Annotated in this window: 15 protein-coding genes and 1 pseudogene; 13 read left to right on the top strand and 3 right to left on the bottom strand. The window is 52.3% G+C overall.

Features of this window, described 5'->3' with window-relative positions; genetic code table 11:
- The first annotated feature begins 67 nt into the window (after positions 1-67).
- The 13 genes from ACQ4MZ_RS21960 to ACQ4MZ_RS21900 all read left to right on the top strand — a co-directional run bounded on the left by ACQ4MZ_RS21960 (position 68) and on the right by ACQ4MZ_RS21900 (position 21,024).
- On the top strand, positions 68-3,202 hold the full coding sequence (locus tag ACQ4MZ_RS21960) for a SusC/RagA family TonB-linked outer membrane protein (protein ID WP_430848504.1): 3,135 nt from the start codon (positions 68-70) through the stop codon (positions 3,200-3,202).
- 11 nt (positions 3,203-3,213) lie between these two features.
- Positions 3,214-4,755 carry a SusD/RagB family nutrient-binding outer membrane lipoprotein gene (locus ACQ4MZ_RS21955; protein ID WP_430848502.1) on the top strand — a complete coding sequence of 514 codons (1,542 nt, stop codon included), beginning with the start codon at positions 3,214-3,216 and terminating at the stop codon, positions 4,753-4,755.
- Positions 4,756-4,789: 34 nt separating this feature from the next.
- Entirely contained in the window at positions 4,790-6,184 is a 1,395-nt protein-coding gene (locus ACQ4MZ_RS21950) for an enolase C-terminal domain-like protein (RefSeq protein ID WP_430848500.1), read from the top strand.
- A complete protein-coding gene (locus tag ACQ4MZ_RS21945; RefSeq protein ID WP_430848498.1) occupies positions 6,181-7,215 on the top strand; it encodes a LacI family DNA-binding transcriptional regulator in 1,035 nt (344 codons plus the stop codon). Before ACQ4MZ_RS21950 ends, ACQ4MZ_RS21945 begins: the two co-directional genes overlap by 4 nt.
- A 525-nt stretch (positions 7,216-7,740) precedes the next feature.
- Entirely contained in the window at positions 7,741-8,982 is a 1,242-nt protein-coding gene (locus ACQ4MZ_RS21940) for a mandelate racemase/muconate lactonizing enzyme family protein (protein WP_430848496.1), read from the top strand.
- Positions 8,983-8,986: 4 nt separating this feature from the next.
- Positions 8,987-10,234, top strand: a complete 1,248-nt coding sequence (gene dgoD / locus ACQ4MZ_RS21935) for a galactonate dehydratase (RefSeq protein WP_430848494.1) — start codon at positions 8,987-8,989, stop codon at positions 10,232-10,234.
- Between the two features lie 150 nt (positions 10,235-10,384).
- Complete coding sequence (locus ACQ4MZ_RS21930; RefSeq protein ID WP_430848492.1) at positions 10,385-13,375, top strand: SusC/RagA family TonB-linked outer membrane protein; 2,991 nt, start codon at positions 10,385-10,387, stop codon at positions 13,373-13,375.
- 182 nt (positions 13,376-13,557) lie between these two features.
- Complete coding sequence (locus ACQ4MZ_RS21925) at positions 13,558-15,042, top strand: RagB/SusD family nutrient uptake outer membrane protein (RefSeq protein ID WP_430848490.1); 1,485 nt, start codon at positions 13,558-13,560, stop codon at positions 15,040-15,042.
- 252 nt (positions 15,043-15,294) lie between these two features.
- Positions 15,295-17,499 carry a PQQ-binding-like beta-propeller repeat protein gene (locus ACQ4MZ_RS21920; RefSeq protein WP_430848488.1) on the top strand — a complete coding sequence of 735 codons (2,205 nt, stop codon included), beginning with the start codon at positions 15,295-15,297 and terminating at the stop codon, positions 17,497-17,499.
- Between the two features lie 134 nt (positions 17,500-17,633).
- The gene (locus ACQ4MZ_RS21915; RefSeq protein WP_430848486.1) at positions 17,634-18,641 is read left to right on the top strand and encodes a 2-dehydro-3-deoxygalactonokinase; all 1,008 of its coding nucleotides are present in this window, start codon (positions 17,634-17,636) and stop codon (positions 18,639-18,641) included.
- Entirely contained in the window at positions 18,638-19,273 is a 636-nt protein-coding gene (locus tag ACQ4MZ_RS21910; protein WP_430848484.1) for a bifunctional 4-hydroxy-2-oxoglutarate aldolase/2-dehydro-3-deoxy-phosphogluconate aldolase, read from the top strand. The genes ACQ4MZ_RS21915 and ACQ4MZ_RS21910 overlap by 4 nt, the downstream gene beginning before the upstream one ends.
- A gap of 3 nt (positions 19,274-19,276) precedes the next feature.
- A complete protein-coding gene (locus ACQ4MZ_RS21905; protein ID WP_430848482.1) occupies positions 19,277-20,572 on the top strand; it encodes an MFS transporter in 1,296 nt (431 codons plus the stop codon).
- Positions 20,569-21,024: a GNAT family N-acetyltransferase gene (locus ACQ4MZ_RS21900; protein WP_430848480.1), complete on the top strand. Its 456-nt coding sequence runs from the start codon at positions 20,569-20,571 to the stop codon at positions 21,022-21,024. Before ACQ4MZ_RS21905 ends, ACQ4MZ_RS21900 begins: the two co-directional genes overlap by 4 nt.
- Before the next feature lie 14 nt (positions 21,025-21,038).
- Here ACQ4MZ_RS21900 and ACQ4MZ_RS21895 read toward each other — a convergent pair whose 3' ends face one another.
- From ACQ4MZ_RS21895 to ACQ4MZ_RS21885, 3 genes and pseudogenes are all read right to left on the bottom strand, one after another.
- On the bottom strand, positions 21,039-21,329 hold the full coding sequence (locus tag ACQ4MZ_RS21895; protein ID WP_430848478.1) for a helix-turn-helix domain-containing protein: 291 nt from the start codon (positions 21,327-21,329) through the stop codon (positions 21,039-21,041).
- A 123-nt stretch (positions 21,330-21,452) separates the two neighbouring features.
- Positions 21,453-22,136, bottom strand: a pseudogene (locus ACQ4MZ_RS21890) (DUF4932 domain-containing protein); the annotation flags it as partial.
- Positions 22,137-22,479: 343 nt separating this feature from the next.
- Entirely contained in the window at positions 22,480-24,321 is a 1,842-nt protein-coding gene (locus tag ACQ4MZ_RS21885; RefSeq protein ID WP_430848476.1) for an LTA synthase family protein, read from the bottom strand.
- Between the last annotated feature and the right edge of the window lie 26 nt (positions 24,322-24,347).

Here is a 24,347-nt window from a genome sequence, read left to right as displayed (position 1 = left end):
AATTACGGTTTTCGCGTACGTTTTGCATAATTCCTATTCACCCTGAATTTTGACCCAATTAGATGTGATGAAGAAATGTTTTACGATGATCGTGCTGCTTGTGACACTGTACAGCGGCCCGGTTTTTGCCCAGGCAGGCCGGGTAACCGGCACCGTAACCGGCGAGAATAAGGAACCCTTGCCCGGTGTGAATATCCTGATCGGCGGCACGTCGCAGGGCACCGTGACCGATGCCGACGGAAAATATGCCCTGGATGCCCCAGCTAATGCGACACTCGTCTTTTCCTTTATAGGTTATGTAAGCCAAACGATTGCGGTAGGCGCGCGGTCGGCGATTGATGTGCAGCTAATGCAGGAATCGAAGAATCTGACGGAGGTGGTAGTAACGGCACTTGGTATTAAACGTGAGGCCAAAACGCTCGGTTATGCCACCGCTACGGTGAATGCGGACCAGATTTCTACTAATCGTACGCCTAACGTCATGAGCTCGTTACAGGGCAAAATGGCGGGTGTGAATATTACATCGTTATCGACTGGCCCCGGAGGAACGGCCAAGATCCGTATCCGCGGGCAATCGTCGTTCAGCGGGCAGAATAACCCGCTCATTGTCGTGAACGGCGTGCCGATCGATAACTCCAACTTCGCCGGCGGAGGGGATTACGGGCCGCGTGCGGCGAACAGTTCCGATGGAGGTGACGGTCTTTCCAGCATCAATCCGGACGACATCGAGTCGATGACCGTGCTGAAAGGTGCTACCGCCGCGGCGCTGTACGGCTCGCGGGCGAAGGACGGCGTGGTGATGATCACGACTAAAAACCGGGGCACGGGAAAAGGCATTGGCCTCGATTATAATATCAATTTTACAACCGATACGCCGCTGGATTTTACTGATTTTCAATACGAATACGGTCAGGGAGAAGGCGGCAAACGTCCTACGACCGCCGATCCGACCTCAGGCGTGTGGAGCTTCGGCGAGAAGTTCCAGCCAGGCATGACCCAAATCTTGTTCGACAACGAAACCTGGCCCTACGAGCCCGTACGGGGGCGTGTGAAGAAGTTTTACCGCACGGGGACGAACATGACCAACACGATAACTGTTTCGAACAACGGCCCCAACGGCGGTTTCAGTTTGTCGCTGGCCAACAGCGATAACCGGGGCATTGTGGAGAATAACAAGTTCAACCGGAAGGTGGTAAACCTGGGTTTTACACAGAACATTTCCAAACGCCTTACCGCTTTCGGGAATATCAATTATTCCAAAGAGAAGAACACGAACCCGCCGCAGATCGACACTCAGGATTTCGCGACATCGACGGTCATTTTCACGTTGGCTAATTCCATGCCTTTCGAAGCATTGAAGCAAAATCAGACCAAACCGAACGGCGATGAATTTGTGTTTTCACGTTTCCTGGTGCGTAATAATCCCTATTATTCGCTCAGCCACCATTTCGAGAACATTGCCCGCGACCGACTGTTTGGTAATGTGGCTTTGAAATACCAGTTTACCGACTGGCTTTACCTGCAACTCCGCGGCGCTCAGGACTTTTACGTTCGCAACCAGGACTACAACATTCCCAACGGCTATGCACCGATCGCCAAAGCGCCGGTGGGTTATGTAAATGGCTCATTTACACAGGATGTGCGCCGCAATACCGAGCGCAACTTCGACTTTATTCTCGGTGGCAATCATAACTTCGGCAACATTGGCCTGGATGTGACATTGGGCGGTAACCAGCGCTACGCCCGGATGGATTACAACAGCGTTACGGTGCAGGATTTTGTTCAGCCCGGCTTGTACACGGTCATGAATGGGCGGGTTAAAAACCCGCTTTACCAGCTTTCGGAGAAGAAAATCAACTCGCTGTACGGCGCTGCCACCATTTCATGGAAGGAATTCATCTACTTGAATGTAACGGCCCGAAACGACTGGTTTTCAACGCTCGCGCCCCAGAATCGGAGTATCCTTTATCCGTCGGTAACGGGTAGCTTCATCTTCTCGCAGGCCTTCCCGAACCTGCCGGCCTGGATTTCGTTCGGCAAGCTGCGTGCGGCTTACGCGCAGGTGGGTTCCGACAATGTGAACCCGTATTCCAATGCATTGTATTATGCAGTAGATAACAACTCTTTCCCGAATCCGTCGGGCCAGGCCGTGCCGGTGGGCGGTGTCAACGCGTCTGTCGTTCCGAATAAAAACCTGCGCCCGCTCCGCATTAAGGAAGCCGAGGTGGGTCTGGAAATGAAGTTGTTCAACAACCTGCTCGGGTTTGATTTAACGTACTACCATAAAACCACGGACGATCAGATTCTTGCGGCTCAGATTTCAGACGCTTCTTCCTACACCGCGCAGCTGATCAATGTCGGCCGGAGCATGAACAAGGGTATCGAGCTGTTGCTGACAGGCTCACCGGTGAAAACCAGGGACTTTACCTGGGACATGAGCTTCAATGTGTCCTACAATACTTCCAAAGTACTGAAACTGGGCCTGGCTGAGAAAGACACCGTGATTACCGTCGGCGGTGGAGGTGGCCGGACCCTCAATATGGTGGTGGGCAAGCCGCTCGGCCAGCTCTACACATTCACATACCTGCGCGATGCGCAAGGCAGGCAGGTCTTCGACAAGAACAGCGGTATGCCTTTGAGAAACAATACATTGATGAATGTCGGAAATGCATTGCCCAGGTATTTTGGTGGTATTACCAATACATTTAATTACAAGGGTATTATGCTTTCGGCGCTTGTTGACTTTAAACTGGGCCATAAAATGATAGCGGGCCGGAACATCAATTACATGCGTCACGGGCTGTCGAAACGCACATTACCAGGTCGAGCCGAAGGCTATGTGATCGGGAACGGGGTGAACCCGGACGGCGAAGTGAACCAAACGAAAGCAGCCGTGCAGCCGTTCTACGAGTCTATTAACCCACTGGGGATCAACGAGGACTTTGTTCAGAATGCAGGTTTCTGGAAATTGCGCCAGCTGACATTGGGATATGACCTGGGCAAACTACTGCCTGAAAAAGCATTTGTGAAGGGCCTGCGCCTGAGTGCTGTTGCGAACAACGTGCTCGTGATCAAGAAATGGACGGAGAACATGGACCCTGAGGAAGTGCTGAACTCGTCGGATAATGCAACCGGCCTCGATTTCTGGCCCGGTTTGCCGCCCACGCGCAGCATTGGTTTCAATCTCAATGTAAAATTCTAATCGCCGAACCTATGAAAGCTACATTCAAATATATGCTAGCGCTCGCCTTGTCGCTGACGTTCATAACCGGTTGTGACCAAGGATTTGACGAGATCAACACCAACAAGGTCGACCCGACATCCCTGGCGCCTTCCCTGATCCTGAACAAGGCGATCATCGCCACGACTTACCTCGACGGCGTGTCGACGCTGGGTATGCTCTGTTACAATTTTGGCATTGTGCAGCAGGTAATTACACCCTATGGAAGCTCGCTTTCCGGAGGAAATTACAACCAGCAGAACAACTCCAACTCGCCGCTGGTTTGGGTTAATTTTTACCGGAATGTGATCAAACAGCTCGTAGCGGTTACCGAGGAAACCAAGGATGATCCGTTGAGCGCCGATGTCTACAACGCCGCACGGATCTGGAAAGCCTACGCATTCATGATCCTGACCGATACCTACGGCGATATTCCTTATTTCGGCGCAGGAAAAGGCTATATCAGCGAAGAAATCCGCCCGAAATATGATCCGCAGGAAGCCATTTACAAAGACATTCTGAAAGAGCTCGAAGAAGCGTCGGGCGCACTCGGTGCGTCGAAAGACCCCGTTACGACCGATATTCTTTATGGCGGCGATATCGCGCGCTGGAAAAAGCTGGGCTATTCGCTCATGCTGCGTGCTGGAATGCGGCTGACGAAAGTGGATCCGTCTACCGCCAAATCTTACGTGACAAAAGCCGTAGCCGGCGGTGTTTTTGAAAGCAATGCGGATAATTCGGTGATCCGGCACACTTCGCTTTACAATAATTTCATAGCCAATCACCTGGCGGCACGCGAAAAGACCAACTTCTATCTCGCTGCGCCATTTGTGAATTACCTCAAAGAAAACAACGACCCCCGCTTGCCTGTGTTCGCGGTCCGGTATGTGGGCGCGAAGGGTGGACCGGAACAGTCGTCCGATCGTGCCTCATCCGATCCGAAAGTGCAGATCGGAATGCCGATGGGTTATAACGATGTGACGATCAACAGCGTATTGGCCGAAAATGGCGTGGTAAGTTTATGGGATTTTACGCAGATTAACCTCACGACCGTTTTGAAGCTCGACGCGCCGGAATTTCACATTACCTACGCGCAGGTGCAGCTCCTGCTCGCGGAGGCGGCCGTGCGCGGGTGGGTGACGGGCAAGGCCGCGGATTATTATGCCAAAGGTATACGCGCCAACCTCGAACAAATGGCCCTATATGACTCCAAGGCGGCGATTAAGGAGGACGCAATTTTGACCTACCTGAAAGCGCACCCGCTCGATGAAGCCAGGGCTTTGGAGCAGATCAACACGCAATACTGGGTGGCGACATTTCTCGATGGCAACGAATCGTGGGCCAATTTCCGCAGAAGCGGTTTCCCGGCGTTGAAAAAGAACCCTTATCCGGGTTCGGAGATCAAAGAAGATTTCATCCGCCGTATGCCGTACCCCGATAGCGAGATCGTCGTGAACTTACAGAACGTGAACGATGCCAACGCACGCCAGGGACCTAATGATTTGAATACCAGGGTATGGTGGGATAAAAAGTAGTAGCAGCAATTCTTAAACCTTTAACCTGAAATAGATGAAAGAGCACGGAATGAGTCGTCGGGACACGATGAAAGCATTGGGACTGAGCGGATCTGCGGGGATACTGGGGCTGTTTGGAAACATTTCTAACGCCCGAGCCGACCGTCGGATCGCCGAGCGTCGGACCGCCGACCATCGCACCGTCGAAGCCGAAACACCACAGTATGCCAAGGGAATGAAACCGCTCACGATCAAAAGCGTTCGCGCCATTGCCACGGCACCGCAGGGCTCCAACCTCATTGTGGTAAAAGTCGAAACCTCCGAGCCAGGATTGTATGGGCTCGGTTGCGCCACCTTTACGCAGCGCGCTGAGGTAGTGCTGGTGGCGATCAATACTTATCTCAATGAGTTTTGCGTCGGAAGGGACGTGGACAATATCGAAGACATGTGGCACGCCGCATATGTGAGCTCCTACTGGCGGAATGGGCCGGTGCTGAACAATGCATTGAGCGGCCTGGACCAGGCACTTTGGGATATCAAAGGCAAGCGCGCCGGAATGCCGTTGTACCAGTTGCTGGGTGGAAAAGTCCGTTTCGCCGTGCCGTGCTACACGCATGCGAACGGGCGTACACCCGAGGAAACAGTGGAGAGCGTGAAGAAGATCCAGGAGCAGGGCTATCGCTATATCCGCATTCAGCAGGGCGGGTATGGCGCAGTGGGCAGCAGTACCAGGAAGCCGGATTTCAAAGAAGCGGGCTTCGGCGGGGCTGCGGACAACTATATGGACGAAAATGCCTACCTGAAAGCCATCCCCGTTCTCTTCGAAACTGTGCGCAAGCAATGCGGCGAAGAGGTCGAATTGTTGCACGACATCCATGAGCGTGTGCAGCCAATGAATGCGATCAATATGATTAAAAAGCTCGAAGAGTTCCGGCCATTCTTCATCGAGGACCCGTTTTCTCCCGAAAACATGAAATGGTTCAAGCTGCTGCGCCAGAGTACCACGGTGCCGCTGGCAATGGGCGAGCTTTTTAATAATATCAATGAATTCCTGGAACCCATGGCTAACCAATGGTTTGACTATATCCGCATTCACGTGTCGCAGATCGGCGGGGTAACGCCGGCCATGAAAGTGGCGCGGCTCGGAGAATGGTTTAATGTCAAGACAGCCTGGCATGGCCCAGGCGATGTGTCACCGGTGGGGCACTCGGCCCATGCGCATATCGACCTGGCTGTCTGGAACTTCGGTATTCAGGAGGCGGTGCAGTTCAATGACAAGACGCTGGAAGTATTCTCCGGTTGCCCGACGATGAAAAACGGCTATATGTCGGTGAACGAAGTACCGGGCATCGGCGTAGACATCGACGAAAAGGCCGCAGCCAAATTTCCAATCAGCACAAAATCGAACTGGCAAGTAAGAAAATTCGACGGTACGCTTATACGTCCATGAAAAAAGCATCGCTCAAAGATATTGCACAGCAAGCGGGCGTCTCCACAGCCCTGGTTTCCTATGTCCTCAATGGTAAGGAGAAAGAGACTCGGGTAGGAGAGGTTATTGCGCAGAAAATCAGGCAGATAGCCAAGGAGTTGAACTATCAGCCCAACCACCTGGCCAAAAGCCTCCGGAGTGGCAAGACGTACACCATCGGGCTTATCATCGCCGACATTTCCAACCCTTTCTTTGCCAACATTGCGCGTGTGGTGGAGGATGAAGCTAAAAAGAACGGCTACACTGTCATCATCGGTAGCTGCGACGAGCACGCCGAGAAATCATGGGATTTGCTCAATGTGTTGATCAACCGACAGGTCGACGGCTTCATCATCGTGTCGTGTGAAGGCTCCGAAAGCCAGGTGCATTATCTCAAAGAGCGGAATATTCCATTCGTGCTACTCGATCGCCATTTTCCTGAAATACAGACCGATTTCGTGGCGACTAACAACTATAAGGCCTCCTACGACGCCGGCGTTCACCTCATTCAAAGCGGCTATTCGAAGATCGGCATCATGGCCTACAAATCGAATATGTACCATATGGAGGAGCGTGTCCGCGGCTACAAGCATGCATTGCGCGATAACCATATCGAATTCCACGATTCGTGGCTGAAAGAAGTGCATTTCGAATCCATGGACAGCGAAGTGCGCACCGCCATCGATGAAATCCTGGCCTCCGGGCACCGGGTGGATGCGATGATTTTTGCGACTTATGGTTTGGCTATCAATGCATTGAAATACATTAATGAATTGCGTCTCAAAGTGCCATCCGACCTGGCGATCGTCAGCTTCGGACAGGCGGAAGTTTTCGACCTGTACTATTGCCCGATCACCTACGTGCAGCAGCCTTTGGAATTGCTCGGCAAAACAGCCGTCGAGTATTTGTTGATGAAACTGAAAAACCCGGAGGAGGATGTGAAGCAGATATTGATGGAAGCCAAACTGATCGCCCGGGAGTCGTCGAAAGCTAAAACGGCGGCGGTTGGATAGGGGAGTCAGGTTTGGTCGTGTGTAGTCAGGTTTGGTCAAGAATGGTCATGGATAGTAGTAATGTGTGTTGGGGAAGTTGGGGTTTTTGGGGCTTGCAGAGAGGGTATCGAAAATCGGTGACTTGACCGGATGTTTGGACGATGGGCGCAGGAGACTCCTTCGGAGTCGTGGAAATGTGGACCTTGCTTGATTTGCTATAAACAGGGAGCCCCTCCCGGGGCAAGGTGGTAACCATAGTCCGACGCGGTAGCTGCTCCGGCGGACTATGGCAATGAATATCGAACAACGCGGCTCCGACGGAGCCTCCTCTTTTCTGGCAAAGATAAGAACATCGAATACCACGGCTCTTCTAACCCCGGTTCATTGCAGCGGAATGGAAAAACATGAAAACAACGAATTCAATCAACATACAACTCCTGACTACAAATGACATACCTGACTATTCCTGACCACAAATAACAATTCCTGACTATTTCCTGACCACACTTGACCACATCTGACAATTCCTGACCAAACGAAATACTAATGAGAAGACGAAATTTCATAAAAACAGCCTTCCTCGGCACCGCGGCCGTCGCCACCGGCTTTCCTTTGGTGAAGGCCGAAGCGGCGTCCAAAATGAAGATTACCAAAATCCGCTATTACGCAGCGCCGGGATACAACAAGCCGCTTTTCAACCAGGCCAGGGGTATTGTCGAAATCGAAACCGACGGCGGGATTATCGGCATCGGTGAGGGCGGCTCGAAGGATATGATCGAACAATGCGCGCAGATGATGATTGGGGAGGACCCGTTCCGCATCGAGCACATCTGGCAGAACGTGTACCGGGGGATGTTCTATCCGCCGGGGCGCGAGAAGCTGCACGCATTGGGGGCATTGGAAATGGCGCTTTGGGACATTAAAGGCAAGGCGCTGAATGTACCTGTGTACGAATTGCTCGGCGGAGCCACACGGGATTATGTGGAGTGCTATGCCACCGGTTTCCGTGCGTCAAAGGCCAAAACCGAAGAGGAACGGGCCAGGGACTGCATCGAGGCAGGCTTGCGGGCCTATCGCATCGGCCCGACGGGCGGTAATGGCGACCAGCCTTTCGATTTTTATGAAAATGTGAAAAAGACGATCGATTTCTGTAAAAGGATCGACGAAGCTGTGGGCGGCGGGGGGAAATGGGCTATCGACCTGCATACCCGCTTCGATATGACCGACGGCTTGAAGATCTGCACGGCGCTTGAATCGCTCGAACCCTATTTCGTAGAGGACATTATTCGATCGGAGAATCCATCAGTATACAAAACCGTGCGGTCCATGACCAAGGTGCCTATTGCCGTGGGGGAGCAGTTCGGCGACCGCTGGGATTGCAATGAGTTTATCGAAAACCGCTGGATCGATTATACCCGGTTTACATTGCCGAACACGGGCGGTATCAGTGAATTCAAAAAACTGGCCTCGATGTGCGAAACGCATTATGTGGGTATGATACCGCATTTCACAGGCCCATTGGCGACGGCTACGCTGGTGCATGTGCTCGGATCTAGCAGCCCGGCGCGCGCGCTGATGGAGTTGGGCGGAGGCGAACCGGAGCGGCCGCCTTATTTCAATGAAGATTTTATCAATTTCAAAAATGGTAAGCTGTATCTTAATGACGCGCCCGGACTGGGAGTAAAATTTGATCCGAAAAAGGCGACTTTCATCATGGAGGTCAAAGAGAAAACCAAATTCCCGCACCCGATCCTGAAAAGTCCGGACGGGTCTATCCATAACTGGTAATCCTATGAAATCCAACCCAAAATCTACCACTTTATCGCGCCGGGCGGCTATACAATCCGTGCTGGGCGTTGCCGCGACGGGTACAATGCTGCTGCCCAAAACTTCGTATGCAGCCAGACCGGCGCCTTTTCAGGCGTATGGCAAAGTTAAGATCACCAAGCTGGAAACATTTTTGGTAAAGCCGCGCTGGATTTTCCTTAAAATCCACACCGATGCCGGTGTTGTAGGACTCGGTGAGCCATTGCTGGAAGGCCGCGCACTGACGATCCAAACTGCGATCAAGGAAGTGGAACCATACCTCGTCGGCAAAGACCCGCGTGCGGTGGTGCACCACTGGCAGGCTATTTACCGCCATGCATTCTATCGGGGCGGGCCGATTCTGACGAGTGCATTGAGCGGCATCGACCAGGCATTGTGGGATATCAAAGGCAAGCTCCTGGGCGTACCCGTGCATGAGCTCCTGGGCGGGCCCACCCGCGACCGTGTACGCATATATGGACGCGCATCCAACGCGGAGGACATGAAGAAGCGGAAAGCAGAAGGGTACACAATTATTAAAACCGGCGTCGCCAAGAAGAACCCGGCGAACATCGTCGAGAATCCGGCATTCATCAAATATGCTTCGGACAATTTTGCCTCATTGCGCGAGGCCGGCGGGCCAGAAATGGATATCGCGATCGATTTTCACGGTTCGGTTCCGCAGCAGACTTCCAAGGTTCTAATTAAAGAATTGGAGCAATATCAGCCGTTTTTCGTTGAAGAGCCCTGCCAGGCACAGAATGTGGACACACTTGTAGACATTGCAAGAGGCACGCATATTCCCATCGCGACGGGCGAGCGGATTTTTACCAAATGGGGTTTCCGCGAAATCCTCGAAAAAGGTGCAGCCAGCATTATCCAGCCTGATTTATGCCACGCAGGCGGTATTACCGAAGGCAGGCTCATCGCCGGAATGGCCGAGGCCTATTACATTCCCATTGCCCCGCATAATCCGATGGGCCCGATTTCGCTCGCTACCGGCCTCCAACTTGCAGCCAGCGTTCCCAATTTCCTCGTGCAGGAGCAGGTCACGCTCGGCGAAGGCTACCTCAAAGAACCTTTTAAATTACAAAAGGACGGAACCGTGATGGTGCCTACCAAGCCCGGTCTGGGGGTAGAGCTCGACGAAGACGCTTTGAAAGACAAAATCGGCCACGATTGGAAGAACCCGGAAAGCTATAATGCGCTGGATGGTTCGGTGGTGGATTGGTAATATAGCCGTAACAATTGCCTGACTGACATTTGACATTCTGAAAGCTACCCGCTTCCGATTGAAAATCGGTAAGCGCAGAGTTACTCGTTCAAATGTTTATTAAAATAGTATTATTTAACTTTTATATATAAATATATTTACCTAAAATCCATGAAAAAACTACTGAGTTTATGCTTGGTTCTCCTGGGCCTGGGCGGCGGAGGTTTGCTTGCCCAGAATGCCAGAGTGACCGGAAAAGTGACGGACCAGGACAATGCAGCGCTGCCCGGCGTGAGCATCCTGATCAGTGGTACCTCGCAAGGTACCGTGACCGACGGAGAGGGGAATTACGTGATCCAGGCGCCTGGGAACGGCACGCTGGTGTTTTCGTTTATCGGCTACGAAAGTCAGACGGTGGAGATCGGTAACCGTTCGGTAATCGACATTAAACTCGTACAGGGCTCCCGCAGTCTGGACGAACTGGTGGTGGTGGGCTACGGTACCCAGAAGAAAACCGATGTTACCGGCGCGCTTTCGGTGGTATCGACGCGGGAATATTCGCAGCAACCCATTACCCGCCTCGACCAGGTATTGCAAGGGCGCGCAGCCGGCGTGCAGGTGACACAGTCCAACGGCGCGCCCGGCGGTGATTCGAAAGTCCGCGTTCGGGGCGCCAACTCCGTACTTGGTAATAATGACCCGCTTTACGTGATCGATGGTTTTGTAGGGGCTAATTATAATTTGTTGAATCCCAATGATATCGAATCGTTGCAGGTGCTGAAAGACGCGGCTTCAACGTCCATTTACGGAAGCCGGGGTGCCAACGGGGTAATTATTATCACGACCAAAAAGGGCAGTAAGGGCATCAAAGTGAGCTATGAAGGTCAGGGGAGCGTGTCGAATGTGATCAAGAAGTTCGATATTCTGCCTGCGGGCGAGTTTGCCGAGATCGTGAATGCACGTGCGGCTGCCACAGGCTCCAATGCGCCATTTACACAAGAGCAGATCGATGGCTTCAAGAAGAACGGCGGTACTGACTGGCAGGATCTCGTCTACCGCAGGGGAAGCGGCCAGCAGCACCAGGTGACGGTTTCGGGAGGGAGTGAGAAGACTTCTTTCCTGATCTCTGGCAACTATGTGAACCAGAAAGGGATCGTGAACAACAGCGGTTTCAAACGGTATGTTTTACGGACCAATCTCAGTACTCAAATCAATAAAAACCTCGCATTGCGGCTTAATTTGTCGGGTGCTAAAACCGCCAACCACAACACCGACGGCGGCGGTGCGCTGATAGAAGCATTGCAATGGGCGCCTACCACGCCGGCTTATGGCTCCGACGGTCAACCGACCTTTGCGGACCCTACCGGTTCCGTTTCCAGAAGCCCGCTGGATCATTTGTACGACAAATCCATCGACACGGAGCGTATGAATATCAACGCTATCGGCGGACTGACTTACCAACTGCCGATTAATGGCCTTTCGCTGGATCTGCAATATGCGATCAACTACCTCGATGCGCAGAACAAGAACTTCAACGGCAAGCGCCTTTCGAACAATAACCCGAATGCAACCCGCTACTCGTCAGACCAGGTTACTTTGCAGAATACCAATGCATTGAATTACACCCGTACATTCGGAAATCACTCGATTAATGCCGTGGCGGTATTGGAGACGCAACAGTTTACCGACAAGAACTTTACGGCAACGGCCAACGGCCTGCGTTTCCCGCAATTGGGCTATGATAACATCGGCGGCAACTCGGCTGCTACCGTTAGCTCGGGTTTCTCGAAATGGACGCTGCTTTCGTTGCTCGGGCGCGTGAATTATGCATTCAAAGACAAATACCTCGTAACCGCTGCTATCCGTCGTGATGGTTCCTCGAAATTCAGCAAAGATAACCGGAACTCTGTTTTCCCGTCGGTAGCATTAGGCTGGCGGCTTTCGGAAGAAGAGTTTATCAAAAATCTGAATGTATTTACCAACCTGAAACTCCGTGGAAGCTGGGGTAAAACCGGCAGCCAGGCTATTAACCCGTACGCGACATTGTCACCCTACAACTCTACGCAGGTCGGTTTCAACAATACCGGCGTGACGGCCGGGGTGATCCAGGGGAACCAGGGCAACAGGAATTTGAAATGGGAGACAACCACGCAGACCGACGTCGGTATTGAAATGGAGATCCTGAATGGGCGGCTACATTTCGAGGCGGATTATTTTAACAAGAGCACGACCGATTTGCTGCTGAACGTGCAGCTACCCAACTATGCTGGCGGTGGAACACAGCCGCGCAACGTGGGCGAGATCAGAAACCGTGGGTTCGAGTTTGCGATTGGCGGCACACCTATCGAAAAAGGGAAATTCAGCTGGGAAACGAACCTGAATTTCTCAACCTTGAAAAACGAAGTGGTAAGCCTCGGCGGGTTGCCGCGGCTTGGAACGGGAACCGGTGCGGGCGGCGGGATGTCGATTACCAACGAGTTTATGCTCATGCCGGGCCAACCGCTGGGCTCTTACTGGGGCCTCAGATACCTTGGTACTTTCAAACCCAATGAAGCCGATATCGCTGCCAAGCAAGGCCGCGTACCAGGAGACCCTCATTATGAGGACGTGAACGGCGATAATGCAATCACTACCGATGATTTTCAGATAGTCGGGCATGCGTTCCCGAAACTGACCGGCGGTTGGAATAACACCTTTACCTATGGCGGGCTTACGCTGAATGTATTCTTCCAGGGCGCGTTCGGGGTGGACAAGCTGAATTATACCCGCGCGGGAGCGATGTCGGGTTCTGGTGAAGCGCGCCAATTCCTGCTCACGGAAATCCGCGACTACTATCGCGAAGGCAATACGGATTCGGATATTCCGGCATTTACCAAAACTTATCAGCCATTTACACAATCAAGCCGGTTTGTAGAAAATGGAAGTTTCGTAAGGTTGAAAAACGTGAGCCTGGCTTACAATGTGCCGTCGTCGGTTTTCAGGGACAAGGCCAACATCCGCATTTTCGCGAGCGCTACCAACCTGTTTTCGATCACCAAATATACCGGCCCCGATCCCGAAACCAGCAACGTGGGATCCAGTACCGACACCGCCATCGGCATCGACCGCGGTTCGTATCCGAATGCCAAGGTGTATACGGTTGGGTTGACGCTCGGGTTTTAGGGCTTTAGGCCTTAGGCAGTAGGCAGTAAGCTATATGCTGTAAGCAAGCTATAAGCTATAAGCCTTAGGCAACAAGCTCTGATTCTCTGCATGTGGTTTAAATAGAAATTCAAACACCTGCTGTCGCGAAACGCACAGCTTACAGCTTAAAGCATATAGCTTAAAGCATAAAATTTTCACCAATGAAAAAACTAACCATACTTCTTTTAAGCGGCCTGCTTCTGACGGGAGCCGGTTGCAGCGATTATCTGGATGAAGATACGACCGGACTGTTGTACGGACCTAATGTGCTTTCGACGCAGGATGGTCTCGAATCTGCATTGACCGGAGCGTACAAGGGCCTTGCCAACCAGTGGACTTACGGCTTTTTACACCCGTCGGCTAATGCAGCCGTGCTCGGGGCGGATGATGTTACGACGCACCCGGCCAGTAACAAGGCCGACTGGCGGGAGTTCGACCAGTTCAATGTCTCGACTACCAATCAGCGCTCGAATGCCGTTTATAATGGCTGTTACAAGGCCATTCAGGGAGCGAACAATGTGATTAACAACTATCAGAAAACAGTGGGTACCAAGGCGACGATTGATATTATCGTAGGAGAGGCGCATTTTATCCGCGCGTTTTCGTATTACTGGCTGACCCGCTTCTGGGGTAATATTCCGTTGATCATGGCTGGTGAGTATTCCGATGATTTGCTGACTGTTAAAAAATCGACGCCGCAGGAAGTCTATGACCTGATCGTAGCAGACTTGAAAGTGGCGGAAACCAATTTGCCGAATGCGAAACGCGATCCGGGGCGGCCCAACAAGGGCTCAGCCAAAGCGTTCCTCGCAGACGTATACCTGACCATGGCAGGCTGGCCTTTGAAACAAACTGATAAATATGACCTGGCAGCAGCCAAGGCCAAAGAGGTGATCGATAATGCGGCCACCTACGGCTTCGAGTTGCTGCCGACTTTCGCGGCGGTTTTTGAGAATGATCCTGCGTCGTCCGGAACGAAGGAGGCCGTATTCCAGATCAGCGGCTACCTTGGCGGAAGCGGCACGGCGAATGCCACCTATGGTAATACGACCATGCCTGGTGAGGAAGGCGGCTGGGACGATATGTTTGCAGAGCTGAATTTCTTCCGTGATTTTCCGGCGGGGCCGCGTAAGGATGCTACTTTCCGCACGGAATTTGGGCTCGGTGCTACGAAAATCCCCTGGCAGAATAGTTTGACCAAACACCCCTATTACCAGAAATGGTATATCAAAGGCAATATCGTCACGTCGAGCATATCGCTGCCTTCGGTGATGATGCGTTATCCCCACGTGCTGACGATTTACGCCGAAGCCAAGGCGCGCGGAACCGGCGGCCCTGACCAGGCGGCCTACGACGCATTGAACAAGGTACGTTTGCGCGGACGTGCAGCTGGAACCAAACCATTGTCGCCCGGTGATGGCCTGACGGCAGCACAGTTCGCCGACGAGGTCGTGCAGGAACGCGCGTGGGAGTTCGCATGCGAGCGCACGCGCTGGTTTGATCTCGTGCGCCTCGAAAAGGTGGAGGAAGCCAACGCCAGGAAAAGCGCCGACGATTTGCAGCCTATTAAACCGATTGTGAAGGCGAATTATTGGTTCCCGTTACCTTATACCGACACGTCCATTAATCCGAATTTGAATCAGTAGGCGGGTAAAGTGCTGTTATCGTTGTTGCATCCCTACGGGATTTTGAGGTGATGTTGATCGGTTTTGCGACCCATATTACGTGCCTGGCGGCACTGTTCGGTAAAATTCCAAGTCGCGTTAGCGACGTAATGTGGGTAGCATAAAACGCGATTTCGATCAACCAGACAATCTCGTAGGCATGCAACGACAATAGTCAGAGCGCAACCATAACATCCGGGCCGTTTTTAAAATACAAATTCCTAAATAAACCCTATGACGATCCGCTTTCCGATCACATGTTCAATACTTCTTGCAGCAACATTCTGCGCATTGGCACCAGCCATCCCTGACGATCCCAGAAACGCCGACTGGCCGGTGTATGGCGGCAATAATGCCGGTAACCGTTATTCTGCATTGACCCAGATCAACAAGGATAATGTAAAGAACCTAAAACCGGCCTGGACATACGACACCGGAGAAAACAAGCCCGGTGAGCGGGGTATGGATATCCAATGCCAGCCTATCGTGATCGATGGCGTAATGTATGGTACCACGCCGCGGTTGAAAATATTTGCCGTCGACGCGGCCACGGGGAAGGAGCTTTGGAAGTTCGATCCTTTTGAAGGAAAGCGGCCGCGGTTCCATCCGATGCGCGGCGTGGTTTATTGGTCTGAGGGAAGCGATAAACGCATTTTATTCACTGCAGGGGCCTCATTGTTTGCCTTGAATGCCGAAACGGGGAAACTGGTTGAGAGCTTTGGCAAAAACGGCGAGGTAGATTTTCATGACGGGCTGGGCGATGCCGCTACTTATGGGTACGATCCCTATCAGTTCAATATCCGGAACACTACTCCCGGGGTGATCTTTAAGAATCTGCTCATTACGGGTTCGTCGGTTTCGGAAGGTGGCGACGCATTACCGGGGCATATCCGCGCATTCGATGTCCGGACGGGTAAAGTGGCGTGGGTATTCCGCACAATTCCGCTGCCGGGAGAATATGGCTACGAAACCTGGTCTGAAGGCTCGTACAAGAAACTGGGCGGCGCCAATTGCTGGGCAGGCATGGTGATCGATGACAAGCGGGGAATGGTATTTCTCGGAACGGGCTCACCGTCGGTGGACTTTTACGGGGGGGGCAGGAAGGGCAGCAATCTTTTTGCCAACTGCGTGATTGCCCTCAATGCAGCCACCGGCAAGCGCGTGTGGCATTTCCAAACCGTTCATCATGACCTTTGGGACAGGGATATTCCGTGCCCGCCCAATCTGATCAGGGTCAGAAGGAATGGTAAAATGGTCGATGCTGTGGCGCAGGCGACCAAGGATGGTTACGTTTTCCTGTTCGATCGCGATACGGGTAAGCCGCTTTTCCCCGTGAAGGAGGTGGCAGTACCGAACGCGAAGCCGCTGCCGGGCGAGGAGCCCTGGCCGACGCAGCCAGTGCCGGTCAAACCAGCACCATTTGCCAACCAGACATTGACCGAAGCCGACATCACCACACGCACGCCCGAGGCGCATGCGTATGTGCTCGACCGCTTCCGCACCAGCAACAGAGGCCCCAAAAACCAGCCTCCCGATCTGTCAGGCGGGCTGCTGTACGGCATCGGGGGTGGCGCGGAGTGGGGTGGTACGGCGGCTGATCCGGAAGGGGTCATGTATGTTAATGGGAATAATATGCTTTGGTGGCTCAAAATGCGGGATGCGCGCGATGCGCAGAGCGGTCAGAAAAGTCAGGGATGGTCAAGAGGTCAGGTATTGTTCAATACAAATTGTGCGGTTTGCCATGCTACTGATTCCCAAACAGCGACAGCTTCCGCAACTACCCAGGCTTACCCTGTTTTAAAGGACATTAGCCAACGCATGAACCGCGAGCAGATTGCTACGTTGCTCGAAACCGGGCGCGGGAGAATGCCGTCTTTCCAGCATATTTCGAAGGAAGACCGTGCATCGATTTTGGATTTCCTTTTAAAAACAGAATCCAAACCCTCTACGAACGACATTCATGCCCAAATAGCGACCGCCGGGCCGAAAAGCAATGCCCATTTCCCGTACCAGCCGCCTTATGTCAACAATGGCAACGTCCAGTTCCGGGATCAGGAAAACTTCCCGGCCATTAAGCCGCCCTGGGGCACGCTGAACGCCATTAATATGAACACCGGCGAATACCTTTGGAAAGTGACGCTCGGCGAATACCCTGAGCTGACGAAACAGGGCATCCCGCCAACCGGCACCGAAAACCACGGTGGCCCGCTGGTGACCGCCGGAGGCCTGCTCTTCATAGCAGCCACCTACGACGAGAAACTAAGGGCATTCGATACCAAAACGGGCAAGGTTGTCTGGGAATATCAGCTCCCGGCAGGCGGTTTTGCCACGCCCGTTACCTATATGGTGGATGGAAAGCAATATATTGCAATCGCAGCGGGAGGCACCAGATACGGTCTGAAACCCGGAGGGAATTACATCGCATTTGCATTGCCCTAATAATCTTTTCCTTGTTCCGTCGACTGAAGTCGACGGCCAGAGAAGTCGAGGACCAAAGAAGTCGACGGCCAAGTGCCGGAGGCACGTACATTTCATAACCCGGGGTTTCAATCCCGGTACCTAACAAAGAAACCATGAGTAAACACCTGCTAAGTTGTGACTGGGGAACGTCCTCGTTTCGGTTGAGGCTGGTCAATGTGACGGATCACGATGTGGTAGGCGAGGTGACGTCCGCGAATGGGATTGGTGCGGTTTACAATGCCTGGCAGGAAGCAAATGCGGATGGCTCGGTTGCGCGCGCAGACTATTACCTTTCGATCATCGCAACGCAGATCACCGCATTGCACAAGCAGACGGGTATAGACCTGGCGGGAGTGCCGATCGTGGTGTCGGGCATGGCCTCGTCGTCGATCGGGATGGAGGAATTGCCGTATGCGCGGCTGCCGTTTGCATTGGATGGGGCTCATTTGGGAATGAGGCACTACGAAGGTTATGCGGGTTTTCCGCACGAAGTCACATTGATCTCAGGCGTGCGCAGCGATCACGACGTAATGCGCGGCGAAGAAACGCAGCTGATAGGCCTGGGGGCGGCGATGGATCTTTCCGGCCGGGATGCGATATTCATTTTCCCCGGCACGCATTCTAAGCATATGTTCGTGCGAGATGGCCGGTTAATTGATTTCAAGACTTTTATGACCGGTGAAGTGTTCAATCTGATGGCCAATCAAAGCATTCTGAAAGACTCCATCGATCAATACTTCCAATCCGATTTCAACGAAGGAGCCGCTGCTGCATTCCGGTCTGGCATACGCGAATCGGGATCGGGAAATATTTTAAATGCATTATTTACAGTAAGAACCAACCAACTTTTTTATTTATTAAATAAGCGGGAAAACGGCATGTTTCTAAGCGGGCTGTTGATCGGCTATGAAATCCGCGACCTGACGAAGGAGACAAGTGCGCACCTGGTGCTTTGCGGTGGAAACAACCTGTACCAGTTGTACAAGGCTGCCATTGAAACATTGGGGCTGGCCGGCAGGGCGACCGTCATCCCGTCGGAGATCGTAGACCGTGCCGCTACCACCGGACATATCCGGATTTTTGAGAACCAACATTTAACATTGAATAAAACAAATTTATGAGTGAGCGTACATTTTCGTGGGAGTTGTTCAACAAAGCACCGCTGGTCGGTATTATCCGTAACGTGTCGCCGGAGGACGTCAAGCGTATCTTGCCCATTTACCGGGAAGCGGGCCTTACCACCGTCGAAATCACGATGAACACGCCCGGGGCGACGGATATGATCCGCTATGCGCTGGAAAACGAGCATTACGGCCTGAACATCGGCGCTGGAACGGTGTGTACCAAAGATGACCTGGACGCGGCGCTGGATGCCGGTGCGCAATTTATCGTGACGCCGGTTCTGAGTAAAAAGGTGATTAAATCCTGTGTCAAAAAAGGCGTTCCGGTGTTTCCGGGAGCTTACACACCCACTGAAATCTTCCAGGCGTCGTCGTGGGGTGCGTCGATGGTGAAAATCTATCCCGCTACGGCATTGGGCCCCGGCTACATTAAGGACGTCAAAGCTCCCATGAACCAGCTGAAACTCCTGCCTACCGGCGGCGTGAGCCTTGAAAACATGGAAGCCTTCCTGAAAGCAGGTGCCAACGGGCTGGGCATTGGCGGACAGCTCTTTGATAAAAAATTGATCCAGGACAAAAACTGGGACGGACTGAAAGCACATTTCTTTCAATTCGTACAAAAACTCGCTTAACAAATGGGTAAAATCAGGAATTACCGCTGGATCATCGTGGTCCTGCTCTTTCTCGCCACGACCATCAATTACCTCGACAGGCAGATCATCGGTTTGCTGAAACCCATTCTGGAAAAGGAGTTCGTTTGGACGGAAACCGATTTCGCGCGTATTGTGATGGCCTTCACTGCCGCCTACGCGGTCGGTCTGCTCGTTTTCGGCTGGCTGATCGACAGAATCGGCACCAAAGCGGGGTATTCGTTTACCATCATTTTCTGGAGTGTCGCGGGGATGCTCCATGCGGTCGCGCGCAGCGCGTTCGGGTTCGGGGTAGCGCGTGTGGGACTGGGGTTAGGAGAGGCTGGTAATTATCCTGCGGCAGTCAAGACAGTGGCCGAATGGTTCCCGAAAAAGGAACGGGCTTTGGCAACCGGCCTTTTCAATGCCGGTACCAGCGTCGGCGTCGTGGTGGCTTTGATACTTGTTCCGTGGATCCTGAGCCATTATGGCTGGCAGGAGGTGTTCTGGATCACGGGCGCGCTGGGCTTTGTATGGCTGGTATTCTGGCTGATTTTTTATGATATACCCGTCAAACAGAAGCGATTAAGTGCCGATGAACTGCATTACATCCTGAGCGGACAGGAGCAGGACGAAAACGAAGCCGAGAAGCAGCCTGTTAAATGGATTAAACTATTCACCTTCCCGCAAACCTGGGCCTACATTACCGGAAAAGGGCTCATCGACCCGATTTACTGGTTTTTCCTGTTCTGGCTGCCTTCCTATTTTGCTTCCACATTTAACCTGGATCTCAAAAAACCGAGTTTCGAACTCATGCTGATCTACACCGCAACGACCGTCGGGAGCATTGGCGGAGGTTATTTGTCGTCCTGGCTCATCAAGCGGGGCTGGCCGACGCTCAAAGCGCGCAAGACGGTTTTGCTGGGGCTGGCATTTTGCGAATTGTCGGTGATAGTGATTCAGTTTTCCAGCGGCGTCTGGATGGCCGTCGGACTCATTAGTTTGGCAGTGGCATTACACCAGGCCTGGGCGACGAATGTTTTCACGCTACCGTCCGATCTTTTTCCAAAACAAGCTGTTAGCTCGGTCGTAGGCATTGGTGGTATGGCCGGAGCTGTGGGAGGGATCCTTTTTCCGATCCTGATCGGCAGTCTGCTTGATAGCTATAAAGCGGCGGGCAACATACAGGCGGGTTACAACATCATTTTCACAATCTGCGGATTTACCTATCTTGTGGCGTGGCTGATTATCCATTGGCTGACCAAAACGCCCAAAGTAGTAGAACTCGAAGAATTGCAATGATCATTTTAAGAAGAACCGATTCCGACGACCCGGATTTCAAGGCATTAGTAAGACTCCTCGACGCCGAACTCGCTGAACGGGACGGCGCTGACCATGGTTTTTACGCCCAGTTCAATAAAATTGATAAGATCCGTCATGCTGTGGTTTGCTACGAAAACAGCCAGCCTATTGGATGTGGCGCCATGAAGGCATTCAGCGACGAGGCGATGGAAGTGAAACGCATGTACGTTTCACCCGATGGCCGCAAAAAAGGCATTGCCACGCGCGTCCTCACCGAACTGGAAACCTGGGCGAATGAGCTAGGTTATGCCCGATGCGTCCTCGAAACGGGCAAACGCCAACCCGAAGCCATTGCGCTTTATGAGAAGAACGGCTACCAGCGTACGGAGAATTACGGGCAGTATGTGGGAGTGGAGAATAGTGTTTGTTTCGCGAAGGTTTTGGGCGAGTAGTTTTGAGTACGCAATCAAGCTAACTCAATTTGTAGTTTGACATTTGCCTGCAAAGCACCAAATACACGAAGCAAGGTGTCTAGGGTAACGTTTCCAGCGTTATTTTCAAGCCTCGAAATCTGAGATTTTTGAACACCTATTAACTCACCCAATGCTTCTTGGGTGATTCTTCTTTTTTTGCGTGCCTGCTTTATGGCCGCCCCTACTAACTCCGTTTGCAGATCGTATTCATAACGGTCACGGTCCGGAGTGCCAATTTTACCGATGATCTCGTCTTCCAGTTCATCAAGGGAATACGTCTTCATGAATTTGAATTTTTATCTTTAAAGTAGCTATTTCTAAGGTTCTGAGCCCTCATTATTTCAGTATCGGGTACTTTACTTTGCTTTTTTAGAAAGCCATGCGTTGCAATGACCAGGGTGTGCGATTTATCTGTTTTGTCCCAAAAAGCCAATAATCACCGGATACAAATCCGCAACCGTTTGCCCCTTTTTCCGCGCTTTGTAGGTTTTGATCAAAAACTGATCGAATTCTTTGAAGCGTCGGAAGCCGCGGTTATTTACCATCATATCCTCAATGCCTGCAATGAGTTTGTCTTGCTCGGCCGGAGGGGCGTAGTCCACGTAACGGAGGTTTACGAGCGCCCAGTTCATGTGTTCATCAAAAGAGGCTTGTGGGGTGTTGTAGCTTCGGGCCGGTTTGGATGGGTCGTTCCAGATGGCGAGATCGGAGAATGCTTTTTGAATGCGTGCCCGATAGGCCGGTTTTTCGCCTTCGGGGCCGATGAAGGCGTGGTTCAGTTCGGTGAAAACGATGTTGCCGTCCTTCACATATATCGCCTCGGGCGACCATCCGGCAGTATTTTCCGGCGTATGGAATGGAAAATTCACGTGAGCCTGTGCCTCACGGAAGCCATTGAATTCAAAGAAACTTGCAGATTGGTTATTGCCTACCAGTGGCGACAGGATGATTTTGAAGGCATCATAACGGGTCGAAGGGAAGTTTCTGCCAAGCCAGCGCTGCATTTCAGGCACTCCGATTGAATCGCGGTAAGCCGTGATAAGCTGATTGTAGAATGGTTGATGGGCCTTGTAAAATTCCTGAAACCGGCTCGACTTGGCGAACTAGTAATGGAATCGCGGTCGGTGATAAAGCTGACTTTTTTACTTTCGCCTTCAATGTATGTTTCGTACACGTCCGGCCGGACCGAGGGGTCAATACCCCAGCCGCCTTTTCGAAACCCGGTACCGTCGCGTACGTCCATGCTGGTACTGCCCGTGTGTACAACAGGCACGTGCTGAGCCTGCGCATTGGTGTGCGCGTATAGACATAGGAGTGTCGATAAGGAGCATTTCGCAACGAGATGGGCAGAGGTTTTCAAAGCAAGGCATTTATGTTGATGAAAATATCAATATAAACGCCTATGTAACCTTGAAATACTTTTAATATACCAAACTATTTTTTCATCAGGCCATTCCTGAACTGAAAACTAGCACTCTGGTACCAAGCAATGGCTTCGTCGAGTAAATGCGCGTTTTGAGAGGCCGGCGTGGCAGAGCCATCTGTAAAGTTTGGCGTGAAGGTAGCGGCAATTCGTTGCGGTTTCAGCACGATCAGCGAGTCGTGCTTGATGTATCCGAGGCTTTGGTAGGTGCTCACAAATGCCCGCTCGCGGCCGGGTTCGAGTTTGAAAATATCATATCCGAAAAATTTGCTGCGATAGGAGAAATTGAGCAGGCCCAGTACGGTCGGCCCGATATCGATCTGGCTCATAAGCCTCGGCATCACGCCCGGTTCGATAAATCCCGGAGCGTACATCATCAACGGGATTTTGTATTTGTTAACCGGCAGGTCGGTTTTGCCGGCGCTGGACGCGCAATGGTCGGCCACGATGATGAACAGCGTGTTTTTGAACCACGGCTGGTTTCGCGCATTGCGGATGAACTGGCCTATCGCGAAATCGGTATATTTCACGGCGCCTTCGCGGCTGGTGTGCGAGGGGATATCGATTCGACCTTCGGGATAGGTGTAGGGACGGTGATTGGACGTGGTCATGATGTGGGCGAAAACGGGTTTGCCGGTCTTCGACGCGGAGCCAATTTCGCGGGTGGCCAGCTCAAAAAGGTTTTCGTCGGCAACACCCCAGATGTTTTCATAGTCGATCTCTTTTTTGGAAAGCGCGGTCCGGTCGACGACTCCGTAGCTGTTATGGCCGAAGAAGTAGCCCATGTTATCGAAATAGCCGTAACCGCCGTAAATGAAGCGGGTCTGGTAACCTTTATTTTGGAGTACGCTGCCCATGGAGAACAGGCCTTCGTTGTGCGGCCGGCGTACGATGGACTGGCCGGGAGTAGGCGGTGTGCATATCGACAGCGCTTCCAGACCGCGGACCGTGCGCGTGCCGGTTGCGTAAAGGTTGGTGAATAACAGGCTTTGGCGGGCCAGGGAATCGAGCGCGGGCGTGATGCCCTGCGTATTTCCAAAACTTCCGAGGAAGTCGGCGCTGAGGCTTTCGACGCTGATCAGGATGATGTTTTTGTGCAGCTCTGTGCCGGTATTGACAATATCCCTTTCAATGGAAAACTGTTTATGATCGGTAAACCGGCTTTCCGGTGTTTTCACCAGCGATCGTATGGTCGACGATGCCTGCTGCTCATCGAGTTTGATATAAAACTGGTTGTAATCCAGCTCATTGTTGAGGTAGGCAGCGAAGAGCTCGTACATGCCGTTCCCGGCCAGCTCGTTGACGAAGACATTGCGGCTAAACTGCCGGACTTTATTATCGACCGTCAGGAAAACCGTAGTGACGATAACAATGTATACGCCCATCACCAACGACCGCTTTCCAAAACGCATTTGTGCAAAAGTAAACCGGCGGGATAGCCGCGACACCAGTACAGTGAGTAAAACCGCGAGTATGAGCAATACGCCTATGATGGTCTCTACCGGGTATGACTGGCGGATATTGCCCACCACTTCCTGCGTGTAAACCAGGTAATCAACTGCGATAAAATTGAACCGGGAACCGAATTCATCCCAGAATACCCACTCTGAGACCGCATTCAGCAAAAGCAGGAAAACCAGGATAAACAGCAAAATACCGGCCGCTATTCTGAACCCGATTTTGCCCGCATATTGGGCAGGAGTTATCCAGCCGAGCAGCATGACCGGAATAAGGAAATACAGGGAATTGAGAATATCATAAAACAGTCCAATGCCGAAAATGCCGAGTACGTTGGTAATGCTGTAATCGACGCCGCTGCCGGCTTTCAGCATGAGTGTGATCCGCGTCAGCATCGAGATGCTGATCAACAGGATTGCAA

It is taken from the genome of Dyadobacter sp. BHUBP1, assembly GCF_050587785.1.
Classification (GTDB): domain Bacteria; phylum Bacteroidota; class Bacteroidia; order Cytophagales; family Spirosomataceae; genus Dyadobacter.
The sequence above is the reverse complement of the archived record's forward strand: the minus strand, read 5'-3'. Positions and strand labels throughout refer to the sequence as shown.

Coding starts and splice junctions, on each gene's coding strand:
- ACQ4MZ_RS21900 (WP_430848480.1), top strand. CDS start 20,569: ATGATCATTTTAAGAAGAACCGATTCCGACGACCCGGATTTCAAGGCA.
- ACQ4MZ_RS21925 (WP_430848490.1), top strand. CDS start 13,558: ATGAAAAAACTAACCATACTTCTTTTAAGCGGCCTGCTTCTGACGGGA.
- ACQ4MZ_RS21905 (WP_430848482.1), top strand. CDS start 19,277: ATGGGTAAAATCAGGAATTACCGCTGGATCATCGTGGTCCTGCTCTTT.
- ACQ4MZ_RS21930 (WP_430848492.1), top strand. CDS start 10,385: ATGAAAAAACTACTGAGTTTATGCTTGGTTCTCCTGGGCCTGGGCGGC.
- ACQ4MZ_RS21955 (WP_430848502.1), top strand. CDS start 3,214: ATGAAAGCTACATTCAAATATATGCTAGCGCTCGCCTTGTCGCTGACG.
- ACQ4MZ_RS21960 (WP_430848504.1), top strand. CDS start 68: ATGAAGAAATGTTTTACGATGATCGTGCTGCTTGTGACACTGTACAGC.
- ACQ4MZ_RS21920 (WP_430848488.1), top strand. CDS start 15,295: ATGACGATCCGCTTTCCGATCACATGTTCAATACTTCTTGCAGCAACA.
- ACQ4MZ_RS21940 (WP_430848496.1), top strand. CDS start 7,741: ATGAGAAGACGAAATTTCATAAAAACAGCCTTCCTCGGCACCGCGGCC.
- ACQ4MZ_RS21885 (WP_430848476.1), bottom strand. CDS start 24,321: ATGCTGACGCGGATCACACTCATGCTGAAAGCCGGCAGCGGCGTCGAT.
- ACQ4MZ_RS21910 (WP_430848484.1), top strand. CDS start 18,638: ATGAGTGAGCGTACATTTTCGTGGGAGTTGTTCAACAAAGCACCGCTG.
- ACQ4MZ_RS21895 (WP_430848478.1), bottom strand. CDS start 21,329: ATGAAGACGTATTCCCTTGATGAACTGGAAGACGAGATCATCGGTAAA.
- ACQ4MZ_RS21915 (WP_430848486.1), top strand. CDS start 17,634: ATGAGTAAACACCTGCTAAGTTGTGACTGGGGAACGTCCTCGTTTCGG.
- ACQ4MZ_RS21950 (WP_430848500.1), top strand. CDS start 4,790: ATGAAAGAGCACGGAATGAGTCGTCGGGACACGATGAAAGCATTGGGA.
- ACQ4MZ_RS21945 (WP_430848498.1), top strand. CDS start 6,181: ATGAAAAAAGCATCGCTCAAAGATATTGCACAGCAAGCGGGCGTCTCC.
- dgoD (WP_430848494.1), top strand. CDS start 8,987: ATGAAATCCAACCCAAAATCTACCACTTTATCGCGCCGGGCGGCTATA.